The 22,188-nt window shown below is 33.4% G+C and carries 17 protein-coding genes and 1 tRNA gene; 13 read left to right on the forward strand and 5 right to left on the reverse strand.

The window, feature by feature from the left end:
* Positions 1-35: 35 nt before the first annotated feature.
* The 3 genes from mnmA to acs all read left to right on the forward strand — a co-directional run bounded on the left by mnmA (position 36) and on the right by acs (position 4,248).
* Positions 36-1,247 (forward strand): tRNA 2-thiouridine(34) synthase MnmA, encoded by a 1,212-nt coding sequence (gene mnmA, locus AABL85_RS14550; protein ID WP_341310623.1) that lies wholly within the window; start codon positions 36-38, stop codon positions 1,245-1,247.
* 14 nt (positions 1,248-1,261) lie between these two features.
* On the forward strand, positions 1,262-2,203 hold the full coding sequence (locus AABL85_RS14555; protein WP_341310624.1) for an NAD(P)H-dependent flavin oxidoreductase: 942 nt from the start codon (positions 1,262-1,264) through the stop codon (positions 2,201-2,203).
* A 134-nt stretch (positions 2,204-2,337) separates the two neighbouring features.
* Positions 2,338-4,248, forward strand: a complete 1,911-nt coding sequence (acs, locus tag AABL85_RS14560; protein ID WP_341310625.1) for an acetate--CoA ligase — start codon at positions 2,338-2,340, stop codon at positions 4,246-4,248.
* Positions 4,249-4,358: 110 nt separating this feature from the next.
* Here the strand turns inward: acs and AABL85_RS14565 are convergent, their stop codons facing one another.
* Both AABL85_RS14565 and hemN read right to left on the reverse strand, forming a co-directional pair.
* A complete protein-coding gene (locus AABL85_RS14565) occupies positions 4,359-4,556 on the reverse strand; it encodes a hypothetical protein (RefSeq protein WP_341310626.1) in 198 nt (65 codons plus the stop codon).
* Between the two features lie 13 nt (positions 4,557-4,569).
* Positions 4,570-5,931, reverse strand: coding sequence for an oxygen-independent coproporphyrinogen III oxidase (hemN, locus tag AABL85_RS14570; protein ID WP_341310627.1), 1,362 nt, complete (start codon positions 5,929-5,931; stop codon positions 4,570-4,572).
* A 92-nt stretch (positions 5,932-6,023) separates the two neighbouring features.
* Between hemN and AABL85_RS14575 the strand changes: the two genes are divergently transcribed.
* The 4 genes from AABL85_RS14575 to AABL85_RS14590 all read left to right on the forward strand — a co-directional run bounded on the left by AABL85_RS14575 (position 6,024) and on the right by AABL85_RS14590 (position 10,896).
* Positions 6,024-6,410 carry a rhodanese-like domain-containing protein gene (locus AABL85_RS14575; protein ID WP_341310628.1) on the forward strand — a complete coding sequence of 129 codons (387 nt, stop codon included), beginning with the start codon at positions 6,024-6,026 and terminating at the stop codon, positions 6,408-6,410.
* A gap of 183 nt (positions 6,411-6,593) precedes the next feature.
* Positions 6,594-6,860, forward strand: a complete 267-nt coding sequence (locus tag AABL85_RS14580) for a DUF4834 family protein (protein ID WP_041891242.1) — start codon at positions 6,594-6,596, stop codon at positions 6,858-6,860.
* A 134-nt stretch (positions 6,861-6,994) separates the two neighbouring features.
* Complete coding sequence (locus tag AABL85_RS14585) at positions 6,995-9,454, forward strand: YfhO family protein (RefSeq protein ID WP_341310629.1); 2,460 nt, start codon at positions 6,995-6,997, stop codon at positions 9,452-9,454.
* A gap of 146 nt (positions 9,455-9,600) precedes the next feature.
* Positions 9,601-10,896, forward strand: coding sequence for a glycosyltransferase family 4 protein (locus tag AABL85_RS14590; RefSeq protein WP_341310630.1), 1,296 nt, complete (start codon positions 9,601-9,603; stop codon positions 10,894-10,896).
* Between the two features lie 111 nt (positions 10,897-11,007).
* Here the strand turns inward: AABL85_RS14590 and uvrA are convergent, their stop codons facing one another.
* Positions 11,008-13,821, reverse strand: coding sequence for an excinuclease ABC subunit UvrA (gene uvrA, locus AABL85_RS14595; RefSeq protein ID WP_341310631.1), 2,814 nt, complete (start codon positions 13,819-13,821; stop codon positions 11,008-11,010).
* A 727-nt stretch (positions 13,822-14,548) separates the two neighbouring features.
* On the opposite strand from uvrA, the gene AABL85_RS14600 reads away from it, so the two are divergent.
* Both AABL85_RS14600 and AABL85_RS14605 read left to right on the forward strand, forming a co-directional pair.
* Positions 14,549-15,136, forward strand: a complete 588-nt coding sequence (locus AABL85_RS14600) for an RNA polymerase sigma factor (protein WP_341310632.1) — start codon at positions 14,549-14,551, stop codon at positions 15,134-15,136.
* Between the two features lie 50 nt (positions 15,137-15,186).
* Positions 15,187-15,336 (forward strand): hypothetical protein, encoded by a 150-nt coding sequence (locus tag AABL85_RS14605; protein ID WP_341310633.1) that lies wholly within the window; start codon positions 15,187-15,189, stop codon positions 15,334-15,336.
* Positions 15,337-15,440: 104 nt separating this feature from the next.
* On the opposite strand, the gene AABL85_RS14610 is transcribed toward AABL85_RS14605, so the two are convergent.
* Positions 15,441-16,103, reverse strand: coding sequence for an endonuclease III (locus AABL85_RS14610; protein WP_341310634.1), 663 nt, complete (start codon positions 16,101-16,103; stop codon positions 15,441-15,443).
* A 265-nt stretch (positions 16,104-16,368) separates the two neighbouring features.
* Here AABL85_RS14610 and AABL85_RS14615 point away from each other — a divergent pair, with 265 nt between their 5' ends.
* The 3 genes from AABL85_RS14615 (at position 16,369) to AABL85_RS14625 (ending at position 19,659) form a co-directional block, all read left to right on the forward strand.
* Entirely contained in the window at positions 16,369-17,769 is a 1,401-nt protein-coding gene (locus AABL85_RS14615; RefSeq protein WP_341310635.1) for a serine hydrolase, read from the forward strand.
* Positions 17,770-17,982: 213 nt separating this feature from the next.
* Positions 17,983-18,067: transfer RNA gene (locus AABL85_RS14620), tRNA-Ser, on the forward strand.
* Between the two features lie 272 nt (positions 18,068-18,339).
* Positions 18,340-19,659 carry a site-specific integrase gene (locus AABL85_RS14625; protein ID WP_341310636.1) on the forward strand — a complete coding sequence of 440 codons (1,320 nt, stop codon included), beginning with the start codon at positions 18,340-18,342 and terminating at the stop codon, positions 19,657-19,659.
* A 113-nt stretch (positions 19,660-19,772) separates the two neighbouring features.
* On the opposite strand, the gene AABL85_RS14630 is transcribed toward AABL85_RS14625, so the two are convergent.
* Positions 19,773-20,027, reverse strand: a complete 255-nt coding sequence (locus AABL85_RS14630) for a DNA-binding protein (protein ID WP_341310637.1) — start codon at positions 20,025-20,027, stop codon at positions 19,773-19,775.
* Between the two features lie 193 nt (positions 20,028-20,220).
* Here AABL85_RS14630 and AABL85_RS14635 point away from each other — a divergent pair, with 193 nt between their 5' ends.
* The gene (locus AABL85_RS14635; RefSeq protein ID WP_341310638.1) at positions 20,221-22,173 is read left to right on the forward strand and encodes a hypothetical protein; all 1,953 of its coding nucleotides are present in this window, start codon (positions 20,221-20,223) and stop codon (positions 22,171-22,173) included.
* Positions 22,174-22,188: the final 15 nt, after the last annotated feature.

Raw genomic sequence — 22,188 nt, forward strand, 5'->3', positions numbered from 1 at the left:
GCATTTCTCGTAAATTTGTCGCAATATTTTTTATTATGAAGAAAAGAGTAGTAGTAGGTCTTTCGGGAGGTGTAGACTCAAGTGTCGCAGCTTATTTACTGAAAGAGCAAGGGTATGAAGTTATTGGACTCTTCATGAAAAACTGGCACGATGATTCTGTGACAATTTCTAATGAATGTCCATGGCTAGAGGATAGCAACGATGCTTTAATGGTCGCTGAGAAACTTGGGATTCCATTCCAGACAGTAGACTTGAGTGAACAATATAAAGAGAAGATTGTAGATTATATGTTTAAGGAGTATGAGAATGGTCGTACCCCTAATCCAGACGTATTGTGTAATCGCGAGATTAAGTTTGATGTATTTATGAAAATAGCAATGACTTTAGGCGCAGATTACGTAGCTACAGGTCATTATTGTCGTAAGGATGAAGAAGTGATAACAAAAGAAGATGGTACACAGGAGACGGTATATAAACTGTTGGCTGGTGTAGATCCTAATAAGGATCAATCTTATTTTTTATGTCAGTTATCACAAGAGCAATTGGCTAAGGCATTATTTCCAGTAGGAGAGTTGTTAAAGCCAGAGGTGCGTGAGATAGCAGCTAAGATGAATTTAATCACAGCAGATAAAAAGGATTCTCAAGGATTGTGTTTTATTGGAAAAGTAAGATTACCAGAATTCTTACAACAACAGTTGAAAAGAAAAGATGGTCTTATTTATGAGATTTCAAAAGACTCACCTATTTATACTAAAGGAGAAGAGACATTCTCTACATTAGAGGATGCTTTGCACAGTGAAGCGAAATCAATTGTATATAAACCAGAAATGGGTAAAAAGGTAGGTGAGCACTTCGGAGCGCACTTCTTTACTATTGGTCAACGCAAAGGGTTGAATGTAGGAGGTACTGCTGAACCACTGTTTATTATAGGTACTGATGTAAAGGAGAATATCATTTACACAGGGCAGGGAAGTGATCATCCAGGGTTGTTTCACAAGGCATTATTTGTAAAAGAATCAGAAATTCATTGGATTAGAGAAGATTTAGCATTGCAAGAAGGAGAAACAATGTCTATATTAGCACGTATAAGATATCGCCAACCTTTGCAAAAAGCTACTTTACACAAGATGAAAGAAGGTATGTATGTTCGTTTTGACGAACCGCAATCAGCAATTACAGAAGGACAATTTGTATCTTGGCATATCGAAGACGAACTAATTGGTTCGGGTGTTATTTCGAAACTATAAACAACCAAAATACAATGAAAAATAAGTTAGTAGATCTTTTTAAAATTCAGTATCCTATAGTACAAGGAGGAATGATATGGAACAGTGGATATAAGTTGGCTAGTGCAGTGAGTAACGCTGGTGGATTAGGGCTTATTGGTGCTGGTTCGATGTATCCAGAAGTATTAAGAGAACATATCCAGAAATGTAAAAAAGCAACTGACAAACCTTTTGGAGTAAATGTCCCTATGTTGTATCCTAATATAGAGGAAATAATGAATATCATTGTAGAAGAAGAGGTGAAAATCGTCTTTACTTCTGCGGGTAATCCTAAAACGTGGACTCCATTTTTAAAGCAGCATGGAATAACTGTAGTACACGTAGTTAGTTCCTCTAAATTTGCTTTAAAAGCACAAGAGGCTGGTGTAGATGCAATAGTAGCAGAAGGGTTTGAGGCAGGTGGACATAATGGAAGGGAAGAGACTACAACACTTACTTTGATCCCGATGGTTCGTGAGAAGATTACTATTCCTTTAATTGCAGCAGGAGGAATTGCTACAGGTAGAGGAATGTTAGCTGCTATGGTATTAGGTGCAGATGGAGTACAGATGGGAACTCGATTTATAGCATCTGAAGAGAGTTCTGCTCATGATAACTTTAAAAACCTTTTATTAGATGTACAAGAAGGCGATACTGTTCTTACTTTGAAAGAACTGGCACCAGTGCGTTTAATCAAGAATGAGTTTTATGCTGGTTTACAAACTTTATATGCCAAGAATCCTTCAGTAGAAGAGTTAAAGGAGTATTTAGGTAGAGCACGAGCAAAAAGAGGAATGTTTGAAGGAGATTTGGTAGAAGGAGAGCTCGAAGTAGGACAAATATCGGGTCTGATACAAAAAATAGAACCTGTAAAAGATATTATTAAAAATATCATTGCAGAGTTTGATCAAGCAAAGAAAGATGTAGCTCAGCTATAGCATTTTTTTAAATAACGAAAGTCATACAATGTTTTTTAATCTTAAAAATATTGTATGACTTTTTGCTATTTATTACTAAAATCATATATTTAAGAGCTAAAAAAATATTACATAAAAAAAATCACAACTAAAATATGAGTTATTATAAAATAGAAAATCTAGAACAATACTTTAAACACTATAAAAAATCCGTTAGGGAACCTCGTAAGTTCTGGGGAAAGATAGCAGAAGAAAACTTCGTTTGGTATCAGGTGTGGGATAAGGTATTTGAGTTTGATATGGAGGAATCTAAATTCCAGTGGTTTGTCAATGCTAAATTAAATATCGTAAAGAACTGTATTGATCGTCATCTTGCAAAAAGAGGAGAGAAAGCAGCTATTATATTTGAACCTAATAATCCTGAAGAGCAAGCAGAAACTATTACTTATAATGACTTATACAATAGAGTGTGTAAGATGGCTAATGTGCTAAAAGAACAAGGGGTAAAAAAGGGTGATAGAGTTTGTATCTATTTGCCAATGATACCTGAGTTAGCGATTAGCATGTTGGCATGTGCTAGATTAGGAGCAATACACAGCGTGATATTTGCTGGTTTTTCTTCATCTGCAGTGACTAAACGTATCAATGATTCAGAATGTAAATTTGTTATCACATCTGACGGTAGCTTTAGAGGTAATAAGACTATTCCTTTAAAACCAATTATTGACGAAGCATTAGAATCTTGTCCTGGAGTGGAGAAAGTACTTGTAGTGAATAGAACAGATGCTGATGTAACTTTAAAAGAAGGAAGAGATATGTGGTTAGCGCCACTTTTAGAAGAAGCGTCTAATAATCATGTGGCTCAAGTAATGGATGCAGAAGATCCTTTGTTTATCCTTTATACTTCGGGGTCTACTGGTGCTCCAAAAGGGATGGTACACACTACAGCAGGATATATGGTACAGACAGCCTATTCTTTTAAAAATATTTTTGATTATAAAGAGGAGGATATCTTCTGGTGTACTGCTGACTGTGGTTGGATTACAGGGCATTCTTATATTATTTATGGACCATTGTTAAACGGTGCGACTACAGTGATGTTTGAAGGAGTACCTTCTTATCCAACGCCTAGTAGATTCTGGGATATTATAGATAAGTATAAAGTAACACAATTCTATACAGCGCCTACGGCTATCCGTTCATTAATGACAGAAGATTATAGCTATGTGAATTCACATGACTTATCTAGCTTAAGAGTTATTGGTTCTGTAGGAGAACCTATTAATGAGGAAGCTTGGCACTGGTATAATGACCATGTGGGTAAAAAGAGATGCCCTATAGTAGATACGTGGTGGCAAACAGAGACGGGAAGTATCTTAGTATCTCCACTGCCATTTATCACACCTACTAAGCCTACTTATGCAACGTTGCCATTGCCTGGTATACAAGCAGTGTTAATGGATGAGAAGAGAAATGAGATAGAGGATAATCAGGTAGATGGATCATTGTGTATTAAGTTCCCTTGGCCTTCTATGGCTCGTACCATTTGGGGAGATCACGAGCGTTATAAAGAGACTTATTTTGGTCAGTTTCCAGGTAAATACTTTACAGGAGATGGAGCTTTAAGAGATGAAGTAGGGTATTATAGAATCACAGGACGTGCGGATGATGTTGTTATTGTATCAGGACATAATTTAGGTACTGCTCCTATAGAAGATGCTATTAATGAGCATCCAGCTGTAGCAGAGAGTGCTGTAGTAGGGTATAAACACGATATCAAAGGAAATGCTTTATACGGATTTATTACATTAAAAGTAGAAGGAGAGACTCGTGATAGAGAAAATCTTAAGCGTGAGATTAATCAGTATATTTCGAGCCATATAGGACCAATCGCTAAATTGGATAAGATTCAGTTTGTGGATAGCTTACCTAAGACTAGATCAGGTAAGATTATGAGAAGAATTCTTCGCTCTATTTCTAATGGAGAGACCAAAGAGTTTGGAGATGTATCAACACTTATTAATCCTGAAGTAATTGAAATCATTATGAATAGTAAAGTAGACTAAGATCTACTAGATATATAAATAAAAAGTCCTTAATCGAAAGATTAAGGACTTTTTGTATACTATCGTTTACCTGAGAGTAAACAATAAACAAATGACAATTCAAATGAAGGTTACAAGTTTTTTTGATCTTGTATTCTAGCTGCTTTTTTTACAGAGTAAACTAAATAGATAATAAAAATAATAAAACCTATATAAGACAGCCAATTGTGTTGGATAGACCATAAGTTATCCATATCTAGATTATATATTCCAGAAACTAATCCTAGTAACACAAGGAAGGTAATTATCTTCTCAACGTTTTTATTCATTATATATACATTATTAGATAGTCATTGAGAACAATTGTCTCTGTGGTTTGTTCTTTTGTAGTCTTAAATCAAGAGCCATACAAATATTTCTTACAAACGCGCGACCTTTTTTAGTAATCTTAATTTTATAGCCATTAATTTCAAGCAGTTGATCTTTTTCCAATTCAGCTAATTCTGCTAACACAGGTTTGAAATCAACCTTGTCAATATCAACGGATAAATCGGTTGATAAAGCACACATTAAATTTAAGATATGTTTTCTAATAATCAAATCTTCTTCGTTTAAAATATGTCCTTTGGTTACTGGAATGATATTTTGTTCTAAAAGATTGTAGTATGTATCAATGTCTTTTTCATTTTGAGCAAAAGCATACCAGCTATCACTGATAGAAGACACACCTAAGCCGATCATCACTTGCGTCTTAGAAGAAGTATATCCCATAAAGTTTCTATGGATATGCCCTGTATTCATTGATCTGTACAGTGAATCTGTCTTTAATGAAAAGTGATCCATACCGATTTCGATATAATCATTTTTTAGAAGGAGTTCTTTTCCTTTTTCATATAATTGACGTTTTTCAGCATCTTTTGGAACATCTTCATCATTAAAGCCACGTTGACCATTTCCTTTTATCCACGGCACATGTGCATAGCTATAAAAAGCTAGACGATCTGGTGAAAGAGACTTTGTCTTTTCGATAGTGTCGATTACATGTTCTAACTTTTGGAAAGGAAGACCATAAATGATATCGTGAGAAATAGAAGTATATCCAAGCTCCTTAGCCCACAATGTTACTTTGGCTACATTGTGAAAGCTCTGTTCTCTGTGGATTGCTTTTTGTACTTCAGGGTTGTAATCTTGTACACCAAAACTCACTCTTCTAAAACCTAGATTATATAGAGTAGATAAATGTTCTTTAGTTGTATTGTTAGGATGTCCCTCAAAACTAAACTCGTACTCCTTAGCGATTATAGCTTTTGCTTTAAGCCCCTCTATTAATTTAGTTAAGTGTTTTGGAGAGAAGAATGTAGGGGTTCCTCCACCTAGATGAATTTCTTTAATAATAGGTTTTTCATCAAACAATGCACAATATAAATCCCATTCTTTTAAGAGAGCATTTATATAAGGACTTTCTACTTCGTGTCTTTTGGTAATTCTCTTGTGGCAACCACAAAAAGTACATAAGCTTTCGCAAAATGGCAGATGGATATAGATACTTATTCCTTCTTTTTGATTTGATTCAATGAATGACTTCTTTAAGGAATCTATCCATTGATCTGCAGAAAAAGAGGTCTCATCCCAGTAAGGAACAGTGGGATAACTAGTGTATCTAGGACCAGGTACATTATACTTTTGTATAAGAGAAACTGACATATTTATTTTATATTTGTAACAAATGTATAGTAATGTTAAATCGCATACTATGATATTTGTCATTTTTGTTAAACTATAAACTAATCTATATTATGAAAAAATATAACGCTTTTTGGCTTTCATTTATTGCTACTATTTTAATCACAGTAGGTGGTTATAGCCAAGAAAAAGCTACTCATTTATTGAACAATGAGAATTTTAAAAAAGCGATTGAAACAACAGAGGTTCAATTACTTGATGTTAGAACTGATAAGGAGTTCAGCGAAGGAACTATAGAATACGCAAAAAATATCAATGTGCTAGAGGAGGACTTTATTGATAAAACTAAAACATTATCTAAAGAAGAACCGGTATATATTTTCTGTAAATCAGGAAAGAGAAGTGAGAAGGCTAGAAACATTCTTTTAGAACAAGGGTTTAAAACAGTATATGAGCTAGATGGAGGATATACTAAATGGCAAGAAGGTAATACTAAGTAGTCTGTCTTTCTACTAATTGGTGATGAATGGATTAAGAGGTTAATTGGTTTAGGACTAACTAGGGATATAAAGAAAGATAGGATAGAATGTGAGGGTATACTTAAACATATTTATCAATAATTTAAGAATCATCATTGCTATTATGCGCTTATAATTACTATTTTTGGTAAAAAGAAGGAAATTATGGGATTTATTAAAACACTTATTATTATTGTTCTGATATACTACGCATTCAAAATAGCGATGCGTTATTTGTTTCCTGTATTAATATACAAGGCTGCAAAAAAAGCAGAACAGAATTTTCAACAAAGACAACAACAGTACAATCCATATAACAACAATCAAGAAACAGAAACGTATACTGATACTGCAACTCAGCACAATAAAGTACCACGTTCAACAAAAGTTGTTGGGGAGTATGTTGACTTCGAAGAAGTAGATTCGAAGTAATTCAACGATATAGTATAAAGCCCTCAAGAGCAATGCTTCTTGAGGGCTTTTTTGTATATATAATTAAATCTATAGGCTTCTCTTTAAAGCCATCTGAAATTTACTTATTTTAGCATACTTAAATAGCAGTATAAATGTCATCAGAAACAACGAATACGTTTAAAAGAATTTATCCACATCTATTAGTGGTTTTAGGTTTTATAGTAGTAGCACTACTTTATTTTTCTCCTGTTTTATCTAATAAGGTAATTTACCAATCTGATATTGTACAGTATACCGGAATGGCAAAAGAACAGATTGACTTTAGGGAACAGGTTAAAGAAGAGCCTTATTGGACAAATAGTGCTTTTGGAGGAATGCCTACTTATCAATTGGGTGCCAAATTTCCACATAACTACGTAAAGGATTTAGATAGCTTAATACGTTTTCTACCTAGACCAGCTGATTATTTGTTTATCTATTTTATAGGATTTTATATTTTATTAGCTTCATTAGGAATGAAGCCCTTGAGATCATTTATAGGAGCATTAGCCTTTGGTTTCTCTACTTATCTTATTATTATTTTAGGGGTAGGGCATAATGCTAAAGCTCATGCCATTGCTTATATGCCAATGGTGTTAGCCGGAGTACTTTTAGTATTTAGAAAACATTATATAAAGGGAGGGTTGCTTACCCTATTTGCTGCAGCTTTAGAAATTAGTGCAAATCACTTCCAAATGACTTACTACTTACTACTATTACTTATCGTAGTGGGAGTATTTTATATGGTAAAATATGTAAAAGAAAAGGATTATAAAGCCATTGGTATGTCACTAGCTGTTTTAATTGGAGCAGCTATTTTAAGTGTAGGAGCGAATGCAACTAATCTGATGGCTACTTCAGAATATACTAAGTTTAGTACTCGTAGCAATAGTGAATTAACGTATCAGCCTGATGGGAGTGCGAAAGAATCTTCTAATGCAATGAGTTATGATTATATCACGGAGTATAGCTATGGTATTTTTGAAAGCTTAAACTTGATAGCACCTCGCCTTACGGGGGGAGCGAATAATGAACATTTAGATGCGGATTCTAATGTGTATAAATTGTTTAAGTCTGTTGGTGCAAGTGATCAACAGGCAAAAGAGATGGCAAGTAGCTCACCGACTTATTGGGGAGATCAACCTATTGTAGCTGCGCCTGCTTACATTGGTGCTGTTGTATTTTTTTTATTCTTAGTTGGTATTTTTGCTGAGAAGAGAAATATCAAGTATGTATTCATAATAGGAGCTACTTTTTCTTTATTGTTATCATGGGGTAAGAATTTTGCTGTTTTGACAGATTTCTTTATTAATTATTTCCCATTGTATAATAAGTTTAGGGCAGTTTCTTCCATTCAAGTAATCCTTGAGTTATGTGTACCTACCTTAGCTATTTTAGGATTATATGCTTATAGTAAGTTGGAAAAACAAGAACAATTATCTGTTTTAAAAAAATCAGGTATTGTAGCAGGGGCTATTTTAGTATTACTGTTTTTGATAAAAGGTTCTTTAAGTTTCACAGGCTTAAATGATGGGTATTACAGAGGGGCTTATGGAGAGATAGGACCTGGATTTATCAGTGCTTTAATAGAAGATAGAAAAGCAATGTATACCGCTGATCTTATCAGAAGTTTTGTACTAATTGCTTTAGCGGCAGGAGCTTTATTCTTGTCAACTAAAGAAAAGATTAAACCATTTGTAGCTGTAATTATTGTGGGTATATTAATGGTCGGAGATTTAGTGTTAGTCGATCGAAAATATGTAAATGACTCAAACTTTGTACTTGCTTCTCAAATGTCTCAACCTTTTCAAGCAACACCAGCTGATAAAGTTATATTAAATGATACAGAGCATTTTAGGGTATACGAATTGAATGGAGGCTTTAATAGTGCTAGAAGTTCTTTTTTCCATCATTCTTTAGGTGGATATCATGCAGCCAAACCTCGTAGAATGCAAGAGCTAGCAGACTATCAGTTGAATCAACATTCTAATATGGAAGTGCTGAACATGATGAATGTGAAGTATATTATTCAGAAAGATGAAGAGGGACGTGATGTTCCACTACTGAATGATAATGCTAATGGAAATGCGTGGTTTGTATCTAGTATTCAAAAAGTACAAGATGCAAATGCTGAAATGAAGGCTTTGGATAACTTGAAAACAAAAGAACAGGCTGTATTAAATACAACGATGTTCAAAGACGTTCAACTAAAAGATACTTATGTAGTAGATTCTTTAGCTCGTATTGAGCTAAAAAGTTATGCTCCGAATAAGATAGTTTATGAGTCAAATAACAGTGCTGATGGAGTAGCAGTGTTCTCTGAAATCTATTATCCACAAGGTTGGATTGCAAAAGTGGATAATGTAGAAGTGCCAATCTTTGCAGTAGATTATGTATTGAGAGGAATAGAGTTGGCTAGTGGAAAACATACTATTGAATTTACTTTTGAACCACAAGTGATCAAAACAGGTAGTAGAATTGCACTAGGATCGAGTATTCTTATTTTCTTGATTACAGTAGGTGGAGTGTATTTATTAGTGAAGAGGAGAGAGGAGCAATCAATCAAAAATTAGAATGTCACGGATTTCAAATCCACGACAACGGAGCAATCACTCAAAAATTAAAGTGTCACGGATTTCAAATCCGCGACAACAGATAAACGAATTCACAGAAAAGCGATTTCACAGAAAAACGGTTTCACAAAAAAACAAAATGTAGTATGAGTATGTCAAAGAAAAAGGTTTTAATCATAAGTTACTATTGGCCTCCAGCGGGAGGACCAGGAGTACAACGTTGGTTAAAGTTTGTCAAATATTTACCAAGCTTTGATATTGAACCTATAGTATATATACCAGAGAATCCAAGTTATCCATTATTAGACTCTAGTAATGAACAGGAAGTACATCCTGATATAACGATTCTTAGACAACCTATAAATGAACCTTATAGCAAGGCTAAAATAGTAAGTGGTAAGAATACAGATACTTTAAGTGCGGGAATTATTCCAGATAAGAAAAAACAATCGTTCTCAGATAAACTCTTGCTTTGGGTTAGAGGAAACTTTTTTATTCCAGATGCTAGAGTAAGTTGGGTAAAACCTTCTGTAGCTTACTTATCTAAGTATCTAAAGGATAATAAGGATATAGAGACAGTTATTACTACTGGACCTCCTCATAGTATGCATTTGATAGGAATGGCTCTTAAAGAACAATTAAACATTAAATGGATAGCTGATTTTAGAGATCCTTGGACGACTATAGGGTATCACAAAGAATTAAAGCTAAATCAGTCTAGTGCAACTAAGCATTTGGAATTAGAAAAAGAGGTTTTAAATAAGGCAGATCAGATTATTGTCACTAGTAAAACAACTAAAAAAGAGTTTCAGGCTAAAACGGATAAACCTATAACCGTGATCACAAATGGTTATGATATCACTAACCTTGGAAAGGTGACTCTAGATGAGAAGTTTACGCTAGCACATATCGGTTCTTTTTTATCAGAGCGCAACCCGCGAATACTGTGGAAAGCGGTCTCTGAATTAAGAAAAGAGAACAAGGCTTTTAAAGAAGCCTTTCAATTAAAGTTAGTAGGAAAGGTAAGTAGTGAAGTATTAGATACTATAAAAGAATTTAGACTGGAGGATTGTGTTGTTAATTATGGTTATGTAGATAATGTAGAGGCTTTGAGACAAATGCGTGCTTCACAAGTACTATTATTAGTAGAAATAGATTCAGAAGATACTAAAGCAATTATTCCTGGTAAGTTATTTGAGTATATGGCATCAGAACGCCCAATATTAGGAATAGGGCCTGAGGATTCTGATTTCTTTGATATTATCAAAGAAACGAATACTGGAAAAGTAGTATTGTATTCCGAAAAAGATAAGGTCAGAGATATTCTATTAGAATACTTCGAACAGTATCAACAGAAGCAATTGAATGTATTCGCTATGGGACTACAATATTTCAGTAGAAAAAGATTGACTGAGAAACTAGCTAAAATAATTAAGAATTAAGACTAATATAAAAGGCTGTGTCATAACGATGACACAGCCTTTGTTTTTTATAGAATTCCTTTAGTTAGCTAAAAGGAGCTTTTAATTCTCACTCTTTAGTTGCTAAAGTGGTTATTTCAGTTTTTCTTTTAGGTACTTTCCTGTTAGTGAAGCTTTGTTTTTTACGACTTCTTCCGGTGTGCCAAAAGCAACTAATTGTCCCCCGTTTTCTCCTCCTTCTGGTCCGATATCTATGATATAATCAGCACATTTGATTAAATCGAGGTTGTGCTCAATCACAATAATGGAATGTCCTTTTTCAATTAAAGCTTCAAATGACTTTAATAATTTTTGAATATCGTGGAAGTGCAATCCTGTAGTAGGCTCATCGAAGACAAATAATACCTTATCTCTTGTCGTACCCGCTAATAAGAAAGAAGCAAGCTTGATTCGCTGTGCTTCTCCACCTGATAGAGTAGAAGAGGCCTGTCCTAGCTGTACATAACCAAGTCCAACATCGTGTAGAGGTTGTAATTTTTGTGCAATCTTAGTTTGTTTATGTTGATCAAAGAACATTAAGGCATCATCTATCGTCATCGTCAGTAAGTCATCGATATTCTTCCCTTCAAAATTAACTTCTAATATTTCTTTTTTAAAGCGTTTACCATGACAAGTTTCACATTCTAAGTGCACGTCTGCCATAAACTGCATTTCTACCGTTACAGTTCCTTCTCCTTTACAGGTTTCGCATCTCCCTCCATCTACGTTAAAAGAGAAATGCTTAGGTTGATAACCTCTTAGCTTTGACAATTGTTGTTTAGAGTATAAATCTCTAATATCATCATAGGCTTTGATATAAGTTACAGGATTAGACCTAGAACTTCTTCCGATCGGATTCTGATCTACGTACTCTACTGACTTAATACCGCCAAATTCTCCTTTCATTTCTGTAAACTGACCAGGTTTATCACTAAGTCCTGTCAATTTTTTCTGTAGTGCAGGGAACAATATTTTTTTGACCAGTGTACTCTTACCACTACCAGATACTCCTGTGATCACCGTTAGACAGTCTAGTGGAAAGGTAACGTCTATATTTTTTAGATTGTTTTCTCTAGCACCTACTATTTCGATGAAATGTTTATATCCTCTGCGTTTTTTAGGAACAGCAATTTCAAGAGCTCCACTAAGATATTTCCCTGTTAGAGAATTTGCTTTTAAAATAGTGTCATAATCTCCTTGTGCTACCAGCTGTCCTCCATAGCTACCAGCTTCAGGACCGATGTCTATAATCTGATCAGCTGATTTCATGATATCTTCATCGTGTTCTACCACGATAACTGTATTCCCCAGTTGTTTAAGGTTGTTCAGTACATCGATCAACTTCTCTGTGTCCTTAGGGTGTAGTCCTATACTAGGCTCGTCTAAGATATACATAGAGCCTACTAAGCTACTTCCTAGTGATGTGGCTAAGTTAATACGCTGAGATTCTCCCCCAGATAAAGTGGCAGAATTTCTATTAAGCGTTAAGTAGTCAAGCCCTACGTTGCTAAGGAAACCGAGTCTATTGTTGATCTCTATTAATAAGCGTTGTGCTACTTTTGCTTCGTATTCGTTCAGTTTTAAATCTTTAAAGAATGTGATCAAATGCTTGATTGGTAGGTCTACTAACTCACTTACTGTCTTAGTACCTACTTTTACATAGCTAGCTTCTTTGCGCAGTCTCTTTCCTTTACAAGTAGGACATTTCGTCTTTCCTCTATAACGAGATAAAAGAACGCGATTCTGAATTTTATAGTTTTTTTCTTCTAATTCTTTAAAGAAGTCGTTTAATCCTGTAAAGAAAGAGTTTCCTTCCCATACCAATGCTTTTTGTTCTTCTGTAAGCTCAAAGTAAGGTTTGTGAATAGGGAAGTCAAATTTATATGCGTTATTAACGAGTTGATCTCTATACCAACTCATTGATTCTCCTCTCCAAGGGAATACCGCATTCTCATATATAGAGAGACCTGTATTAGGAATGACTAATTCTTCATCAATACCGATGATATTACCATATCCATCACATGATGGACATGCCCCATAAGGATTATTAAAGCTAAATAAATGAACATTAGGCTCAAGGAAAACTTCCCCGTCTAAAGCGAAGTTATTACTGAACTCTTTGCGCTTTTTATCTTTCAGATCTTCGATATAGCAATATCCTTTCCCTTCAAAGAAAGCTGTTTCTACAGAGTCTCCTAGACGATTAAAGAAATCCTCATCATCACTAACTACGATACGGTCTACAACTAGGTAAACCTGAGTCGCATCTACTTGATTAATGATATCTTCTGTATTATCATTTATATATTGATCTAAACGCAAAGTTTCTCCTTGTACTAATATTCTAGCATATCCCTGTTGAAGGAGAACATTCAGGTGTTCATACAGCTCTCTGTCTTCTCCTAAATCAATAGGAGCAAGTAATAATAATTTGGCTCCAATAGCTAGGCTCTTAACATAGTCTAATACATCGCTTACGGTATCTTTTTTTACTTCTTCTCCAGAGATAGGAGAAAATGTCTTTCCGATACGTGCGTAAAGCAGTTTGATGTAATCATATATCTCTGTAGAGGTACCTACTGTAGAACGAGCATTGCTAGTATTTACTTTTTGTTCAATTGCAATCGCAGGAGCAATCCCTTTTATGTATTCTACCTTAGGTTTATTAATACGTCCTAAGAATTGTCTAGCATAAGAAGATAAGCTCTCTACATAGCGTCTCTGTCCTTCTGCATATAAGGTATCAAAAGCTAAACTGGACTTACCAGAACCAGACAATCCTGTTATTACAACAAGATTATTACGAGGGATGATAACGTCTAAATCTTTAAGATTGTGCAGCTGAGCACCCTTGATGATAATGTTCTTTTTTGGATCTATATTGGAGAAATCTATTTTTTTCATGTAGCCTATAAAGGTTTAATAAACAAAGATAATGCTTTCTTTAATTCCTCTAAAACTCTACAAGGTATAATCTTGTGCAAAATGCTGAATATGCTATAATATTTCGCATTATCACCTTGTATAAAGCGCAAGGTAGAAAAACAATTTATTGTTCAAATGTAGAGAGAAGGAGGGAAGGAATGTAGAGAAGGGGCAAAAAGTGGAGTAAATAGGCATAAAAGAGAGTAAATAGGAGTATCCTCTTTAATGCGAAAGTCAGTGCTGACCTGATATTTCTCTTGTTTTAGCTCTGCGGTTGCCCTGTTTTGTTCCCGAGTTGTTTCCAAAAAGTCGCTTCTGAGTTATCTCTTGGGAACAAGACAGGAACAGGAGTAAGAACAGACAGAAAAAGGGAAAAAGTTCCATGGAGGAGCAAAAATTGCTGAAATATATAAAAACGTAGCCATTATGTGCTTAGATATTATTGTGTTTTTTACATTTATCTCTGTCTAATGTTGTGATTATTTCATTTAGATAAATTTAAGAGATGTGAATTTTAATGTTTTCGACCTAAATGATGCGATATGATAACGTTTGTTGTTATAGGTTCTAAAAAAAACTTTTATTTTTTATTTATTTTAACAAATATAATTTTATATATTTGTCTCGTTAAACGATAAAAATCAAAGCCTATAATACAAAATTACTTTATAAAAATCTATTTACAGTTTTAAAAAAGAAATTTGGTATGGTATATATAAATATGCCTGATGCAACCCTTGTAACATTATATATTGCAGGTGGTGAAGAGGCGTTAGAGGTTTTGATCAAAAGACACCAGTCTAAGATCTATGGTTTTATATTTTCTAAAGTAACAGATGCTGAGTTAGCAAATGACATTTTTCAAGATACATTTATAAAAGTAATTAATACCCTTAAGTCGGGTAGATATAATGAAGAAGGTAAGTTTCTACCTTGGGTTATCCGCATTGCTCATAACTTAGTAATGGATCACTACAGAAGAGAGAAGCGTGTACAGTTTCAATATGATTCTGAAGAATTGCCTATTTTTTCATTTCTAAAAGATGATTCTAATACAGTAGAAGGAGATATAATCCAACAACAGATAGAGTCAGACTTACACCTATTGTTAAAAGAACTTCCAGAAGATCAACGTCAAGTGATCACGATGCGTATGTATCAGGATTTGAGTTTCAAGGAGATAGCTGAGCAGACAGACGTAAGTATTAATACTGCTCTGGGAAGAATGCGATACGCATTGCTTAATTTAAGAAAATTAATTGACGAAAAAAATATTATTTTGACGGAGATATAATATGTGAAGCATTTTGTCGTTATCATTGTATAAACAACAAAACGCCACATATGAAGAAAAATTACACAACGAAAACTAGTTCATTTAGTTTACCTAAAGAAGAGACCATTAAATTCCTTTTGAGTTATTCTAAAGGATTAAGCCTAGTTAGGCTAAACGGTTTAATCAATAATCTATCGCTTTACTCGAAAGAGAATTAAAAAAAAAGAGGTTAAGTACGATTACTTAACCTCTTTTTTTGCTTTGTGATAGTCTTAAACTGTTTTTGGATCTCACTATATCGTTCTAAGCGCATGCAGAATGATTACTTAATTCCTTTCTTTTTATAGTATTCATTGATAACCGTTTTCCTACCTATCACACTCGTTATAATATCTATTTCGAGATTCCAACCACGTGCAGGAGAGTATTGTCTTCCATACCATACGAGTTGTAAGTGTAGTAGATTCCACTTGTCCTTAGGGAATAGGCGTTTAGCATCTTTTTCAGTCTGTTCTACGCTTTTTCCGTTCGAGAAATTCCAGCGGTACATTAATCTATGAATATGGGTGTCTACTGGGAAAGCAGGTACACCAAATGCCTGAGACATCACTACACTAGCCGTTTTATGACCTACAGCAGGTAATTCTTCTAATGCAGCCATATCCTGAGGAACTTCTCCGTTATGCTTATCAATTAAGATCTGTGATAGACCGTAGATACCTTTAGATTTCATAGGAGATAATCCACAAGGTCTGATGATATCTTGTATTTCTTCTACTGTCATTTTGACCATATCGTAGGGATTATCAGCTTTAGCAAATAGTAAAGGGGTAATCTTATTTACGCGTTCGTCTGTACACTGTGCTGATAATAGTACAGCGATTAGTAGGGTATAAGGGTCTTTATGGTCTAAAGGGATAGGAACTTCTGGATAAAGAGCGTCTAAGGTCTCCATAGCGAATTTTACTTTTTCACTTTTGGTCATAGTCTTTCTGTTTTTATATAGGGCGAATATACTTAAAAAAAAGATAGGCTATTTTCATTTTAAATAGAGTTCCTTTATCAGAGAATAGGTAATAGGACATATTGTACTTTTTTATGGCAAACTGTGATTTGATGCTTTATATTTAGATTGTTGTATTTTACTTAAAAGTGGAAAGAAAATCATTATTTTTCTTTTATTCTTGTTAAAGGAAGATATTTATCGAATAATAACTGATATATTTATCCTTGCAAAATTAAATAAAGAAATGAAAAGATTAAGTATTTCTATAGCGATATGTTTATTAATGAGTTTTGGTTCTTTCGCTCAGGAGAAAGAGTTTAAACCCTTAATAGATATTTTTGTAAAGGATTACAACACTAATGATTACGATGATATCTACAGTCACTTCGCGCCATCTTTAAAAGAAGAGTTGCCTAGTGCTAAGGCCAAGTTATTCTTTGTGGAAATGAAAGAAAAACTTGGTAATATTAAGAGTATGGAGTTTTATGGCTTAGACAATAATCAATTAGCGCTGTTTAAAACGGAGTTTGAGAATAATGAAGTAGCTCTACTTAATCTAGCGATGAATGATACGGGGGAAGTAGTTGGATTTAGGTTATTAGATATGCCAAAGCCTGTAGATGATACATTTAAAAAGTTTAGTGTAGAAGAAATTATAGCTAATGAAACAGTTAATCTACCTGAAAAAGGACAGTATGCTATCGCTATCATTGATGACGATAAGGTAGAATATCACGGCTTTAAGAAAGTAGGGGATGGAATAAAAATAGAAGACAATACGGATAGTAAGTTTTCTATGGCTAATCTAATGACGATATTTACTTCTACTGTATTAGCTGATGCTGTGCTAGAGCAAGGCTTAGATATAACTACTGATGTAAATAAGTATTATGACTTTAGTTTTAATAAGAATATTAAGTTACCCTTCATCGCTTTAGCCAATCATTCTTCATTAGTACCGATGCTACCTGAGATAAAGTCTAATGATCCTAAGATAGAGGATGATTACCTGACTAATCTGACAAGTGCGCAGCTGGAGAACTATATGCAGCATAATCTAGAGACGGATACGATAAGTCCAGAGAAGAGACAGAGTTTTTCTTTCTTAGGATATGCAATACTGGGTAATACATTGAGTAAGGTGTATAACAAACCTTTTGATAAATTAATAGAGGAGAAAGTATTCGCCAGATATGGTATGAATAACTCTACAGTGTATATGCCTAAGAAGAAACGTGAGGTAGTAAAAGGAATTAATGTCAATCTGAAGGAAGTATACCCAATTAAAGTAGGTGCTTTATTACCATCTAGTGGAGGAATTTCTACAGCAGCAGATTTGACGAAGTTCATTCAGGCACAGTTTAATAGTGAGGACAAGGTATTACAGTTAACCCAAAAGCCTACTCTTATCGTGAGTCCTAATTATTGGGTTAGTTTAGGTTGGAAAATAGGATACCCTTTTGGTTCTGATGAACCTCTTTATTTCACAAGAGGTATTGATGCTGGATATTCTAATTATGTAGCTTTTGACCCAGTAAGAAAGAAAGGTCTAATCGTTCTTTCAAATAGTTCTTCTGAAGGAGCTCTTAATGGATTAGATTCTTTAAGTTATAAGTTAGTCGTTAAGCTTTTTGAAGATAAATAATACTAAAAACTCCTTAATAGGAGTTTTTTTATTTTAGAAGAGAGCGAATCGGTTAGGGGAGTACAAGGTTGATAATTAGCTTTTTATTCTAAGGGTGTAGTAGATACTGAGAATTTCGCTAAAAAAACTTTGAATTATTTTACATTTAAAGTTTGGAGGTTTGGATATTTGTGCTACATTTGCACTCGCAATACGGAAGTAATGCAGACCACTGGAGAAATGGCAGAGTGGTCGAATGCGGCGGTCTTGAAAACCGTTGACTGTAACAGGTCCGGGGGTTCGAATCCCTCTTTCTCCGCTGATTTATAAAAGATAACTTTTCAAAAGTCATCAAAAAAGCACAAAACCTATGATTCACAATGAGTTATAGGTTTTTTCTTTTTTAGGGGTATCGCATTTTATTCAAAAATGCTCAAAAAAAAGTTACAGATTCGGTGCACAAAAAAACAGGTAAGCGATGTGCACCTTTCAACTGAGCAAACCCAGACGCCAAAGGGGGCCAGAGAGTTTTGAACTGTGTTTTTGGAACGTTTTAATTCGACATTTATTAATATTTAAAACAGTTGAATTATGTTAGAAAAACAGTTATCAATTAATTTCTTTCTCAAACCAAGTAGAGAGAAAAGTGATTTAAGAGGTGTTTACCTTAGAATCACAGTAGATGGTATTCGCAAAGAGACTTCTCTAAGTCACAAATGGGATATCAACAGATGGAACCAAAAAGCAGGTCGTGCCAATGGTGCTAAAGAAGATGCTAAAACGCTAAACTACATCTTAGATACAATCGTATCTAAGATTACCAAGTACAAATTAGAACTTTTAAGCAATGAAGAGTCTATTACTGCTTCTGTGCTTATGGATTATATCCAAGGCAAAGGAACTAGTAAGGCTAAAGTATTAGAAGAATTCCAAAAGCATAACGATGAAGTTTTTAAGTTAGTGCCTAAAGAGTATGCTATTGGAACACATGAAAGATACGTAACAGCAAGATCTCACGTAGCTGAGTATATCCGTTATGTATATGGCAAAGAAGATATAGAGTTTAGAGAACTCAATTATGAGTTTGTAATTGGCTACGAACACTATTTAAAGACCGTTAGAACGTGTTCTAACAATACAGCTATAAAGTATATCTCAAACTTCAAGAAGATTGTTTTAAGAGCTGTAGCAAAGGGAATTATTTCTTCAAATCCTTTCGTACAATATAAACCTAAAAAAACTAAGCTCAATAAGAAACCATTAAGCAAAGAAGAGTTATCAATTTTAGAAAACAAAGAATTTACTAATGAGCGATTAGCTACTGTTAGAGATGTGTTTGTTTTTCAGTGTTATACGGGGCTCGCTTATATCGATGTTTTCCAATTAAAGAAAACTGATATTACAAAAGATGAAGAAGGTAATCTGTGGATTAGAACCAACAGACAAAAGACAGATGCTAATATTACTATACCACTACTTCCCAAAGCTATTGAGATAATGGAAAAACATAAGGATCATCCCGCTTGTATTGATAAAGATATTGTGCTTCCTGTTCGTTCTAATCAAAAGATGAATGAGTACTTAAAAGAGATTGCCTCACTTTGTGAGATAAGCGAATTAAACACCCATAAAGCAAGAAGAACTTTTGGAAGTACTGTAACTCTTGGTAACGGTGTTCCTATTCACGTAGTAAAGGAAATGTTAGGTCATCACTCTGTTAAACAAACAGAGGAATACGCTTTAACTGAAGAAGAGGCTATCAAGAATGAAATGCAGATATTAAAAGGTAAGCTTGAAGGAAAAACAAATAAACAAACAGATAATTACACTGACTTACTTGAAGGTTTAAAAAATCTAAATTCTGATAAATTAGCTCAACTAACTACTTTTATTAATCAGTTAAATGGATAGTAAAAACTCCCTTGGATTCTCTACATTTTCTAATAATTCAACTGTAGTATTTGTAGTAAGGAATTTGAGGGAGTAGTCAATTTTCAACCTTTTCAATGAGTAGAAGTCAACTTCTACTCATTGAAAAGGTTCATAATATCTTTTCTGTTGTAGTAATATGAACCAAGTATTTTGCGACACTGCAATTTACCACTGATGCGAAGTGTTTGTAGTGAAGCTGGCGAAATACTGAGTAATTGTCTTGCTACTTTAGCCTTTACCCATTCAAGAGAAGCTTCTTTGTTTTGTTTAGTTAATAACTCTTTTAGCTCTCCAATGATTGTTTGAGTAAACAGTCTTAAATCTTCTTTTGTGATTTGATTTTCCATGATAGTTGTTTTAGGTTAAACAACTAAGGTAAAGTAGTTATTAAAAGGTTTATATCCTTTTGAACATTGACGTACTCTTTGGCTGTAGTAAATAAATTATTCAACTGTACTAAGAGCTATGATTTAAAAGCAATATTCTATTTTAAATACTATCTTTATAAGATATAGATCACTTATAATAAAGCTATTCATAATGCGTAGAATTATTTTTTTCTCTAAAGACGATTTGGCATCGTATTCAATGTTAAATCAAATAGATGAATTCTTCAAAAATAAATCTTATCAATCATCTGAAACAACGATTAATGATTTACTCGAAAAACAACATATCATACTTTATATGGACAACGATTTTGTTCATGATACGTGGACTAATGAAGAAATAATTGATTATAAGAAACTTACTAAAAATTTCAAAGAAGAAATTAGTTTGTACTTTCAATCATTAACTACAGAAATAATATCAACTTTCTACAATAAGATAAGATTCGATTATTATTCAACATTCTGGCTTCTACTAAATAAAACTGGGGTTTACAAAATGTTTTCAAATGAGGATTTAGTTGAGTTAATAAAAAACAATAGAACATCATTGAGAGATGTCTTATATTGTAAGAATATTGTTACTCATTTTGATTCAGAAATTAGCTCTTATATATTACAAAGTCCAGAGAATGCAGAAATTTTATTAGATTACTATGAGGTACATCATGATAAAGAGACAAAAGAAATGTTTTTTCCAAAATCACTGACTTTAGATAAGCGAGAATCACTTATATGTAATTATCTCGATATTGAAGATGCAAATCTAAATTATGTTAGGTTAATCAAATCAAGTAAAGCATCTGACCATCTTAAATTATCAGATAAGACTAGATTTAAAGCCAAAAAAGTTTCAAAAAAACTTAATGATGATATTCGCAATAGTGATTACTCAATCAATATACGAAAAGGTGTTTCACTATCAGAAGATCAAGAAGAAATAAAGAAAGTAATATTTAAGAATAACGTAAAAATTATTTCTTATAGTAAAAAGAGATTATTAGAAAATACTGACAAAAATATTCTTTTTAAGAATTTTAAAACGGTTTTTGAATTGCTAGATAAGCAAGGAGGTATAAATCTATTAGCTAGGAAGCGTGAAATTGATACGTTTGAGTATGCTATAGGTATCAATTCTAAAAATGATTACTTTTTATCTCATTCATTTTATGAAAAAAGAATGAACTCTTTGCTATCATTTGAAGTTTACAAAATAGCACTTGATACAATAAATATTAGCTTTGAAAATTTGATAGAAAATTACGTAAACAACTACTTAAACCAAACATTTAATATCAATTACTTTAAGTTACATCTTCCTAGTTCAACATCAACTTATCTTGAAAAGATTAGGTTAATGGTACCTGAATTTGAATCAATTCTTGAACAATATAAATTGTATGTAGAAGACGATATTGTAGATTATGAACTCTTGCAAGTAAGTACTAAAACCTCAAAGTTTAATACAATTCCATCTATACTTGAAAACAAGTATATTTATCCACAAGGAGAAGAATACAATAAACTTATTCATATTTTCTTTAGTACGAATAGTTATTTATTTAATTATGAGAAGCATAAGGATAAATATCAAAGTTTATTTCATCTATTAGTAGACCCAAATTATGCGTTGACTAGAGACGATTTTAATACTACTCAAAATGAATATTTACAACACTTTATTGATTCAAATTACATTCGAGTATCTGAGAAAGGTAATTTAGAAATTATTGATTTAGAGTTTTTTTATATTCTTTTTCTTTTTGATACTTATGATGTCATCAGTTATTGGCACCTACCTATAAGTATTAGAAAAAAGGTAGCTTTATTACATAAAAAAGGGATGATAACGTATTCTAATAAGTTGCTGACAACAGCAGAACAAGAATATTTTGATTTTTATTTAAATAATCGCTTTAGCAATGGTTTGTGGTTAAGGAATAAATATGTTCATGCAACGAATAGCCATGATGAAGAGGTTCAAACGGATGACTATCGTACACTCTTAGTACTTATGGTACTTTTGATTTTAAAAATTGAAGATGATTTAAGTCTTGCATGTAAAATATTAAAAGAAAATTCATTAAATGTAATAGATAAATAAAAGTACAAGAGAGGA

This window comes from Myroides odoratimimus, from assembly GCF_038039805.1.
Lineage (GTDB): Bacteria > Bacteroidota > Bacteroidia > Flavobacteriales > Flavobacteriaceae > Flavobacterium > Flavobacterium odoratimimum_B.

Coding starts and splice junctions, on each gene's coding strand:
- mnmA (WP_341310623.1), top strand. CDS start 36: ATGAAGAAAAGAGTAGTAGTAGGTCTTTCGGGAGGTGTAGACTCAAGT.
- AABL85_RS14555 (WP_341310624.1), top strand. CDS start 1,262: ATGAAAAATAAGTTAGTAGATCTTTTTAAAATTCAGTATCCTATAGTA.
- acs (WP_341310625.1), top strand. CDS start 2,338: ATGAGTTATTATAAAATAGAAAATCTAGAACAATACTTTAAACACTAT.
- AABL85_RS14565 (WP_341310626.1), bottom strand. CDS start 4,556: ATGAATAAAAACGTTGAGAAGATAATTACCTTCCTTGTGTTACTAGGA.
- hemN (WP_341310627.1), bottom strand. CDS start 5,931: ATGTCAGTTTCTCTTATACAAAAGTATAATGTACCTGGTCCTAGATAC.
- AABL85_RS14575 (WP_341310628.1), top strand. CDS start 6,024: ATGAAAAAATATAACGCTTTTTGGCTTTCATTTATTGCTACTATTTTA.
- AABL85_RS14580 (WP_041891242.1), top strand. CDS start 6,594: ATGGGATTTATTAAAACACTTATTATTATTGTTCTGATATACTACGCA.
- AABL85_RS14585 (WP_341310629.1), top strand. CDS start 6,995: ATGTCATCAGAAACAACGAATACGTTTAAAAGAATTTATCCACATCTA.
- AABL85_RS14590 (WP_341310630.1), top strand. CDS start 9,601: ATGAGTATGTCAAAGAAAAAGGTTTTAATCATAAGTTACTATTGGCCT.
- uvrA (WP_341310631.1), bottom strand. CDS start 13,821: ATGAAAAAAATAGATTTCTCCAATATAGATCCAAAAAAGAACATTATC.
- AABL85_RS14600 (WP_341310632.1), top strand. CDS start 14,549: ATGGTATATATAAATATGCCTGATGCAACCCTTGTAACATTATATATT.
- AABL85_RS14605 (WP_341310633.1), top strand. CDS start 15,187: ATGAAGAAAAATTACACAACGAAAACTAGTTCATTTAGTTTACCTAAA.
- AABL85_RS14610 (WP_341310634.1), bottom strand. CDS start 16,103: ATGACCAAAAGTGAAAAAGTAAAATTCGCTATGGAGACCTTAGACGCT.
- AABL85_RS14615 (WP_341310635.1), top strand. CDS start 16,369: ATGAAAAGATTAAGTATTTCTATAGCGATATGTTTATTAATGAGTTTT.
- AABL85_RS14625 (WP_341310636.1), top strand. CDS start 18,340: ATGTTAGAAAAACAGTTATCAATTAATTTCTTTCTCAAACCAAGTAGA.
- AABL85_RS14630 (WP_341310637.1), bottom strand. CDS start 20,027: ATGGAAAATCAAATCACAAAAGAAGATTTAAGACTGTTTACTCAAACA.
- AABL85_RS14635 (WP_341310638.1), top strand. CDS start 20,221: ATGCGTAGAATTATTTTTTTCTCTAAAGACGATTTGGCATCGTATTCA.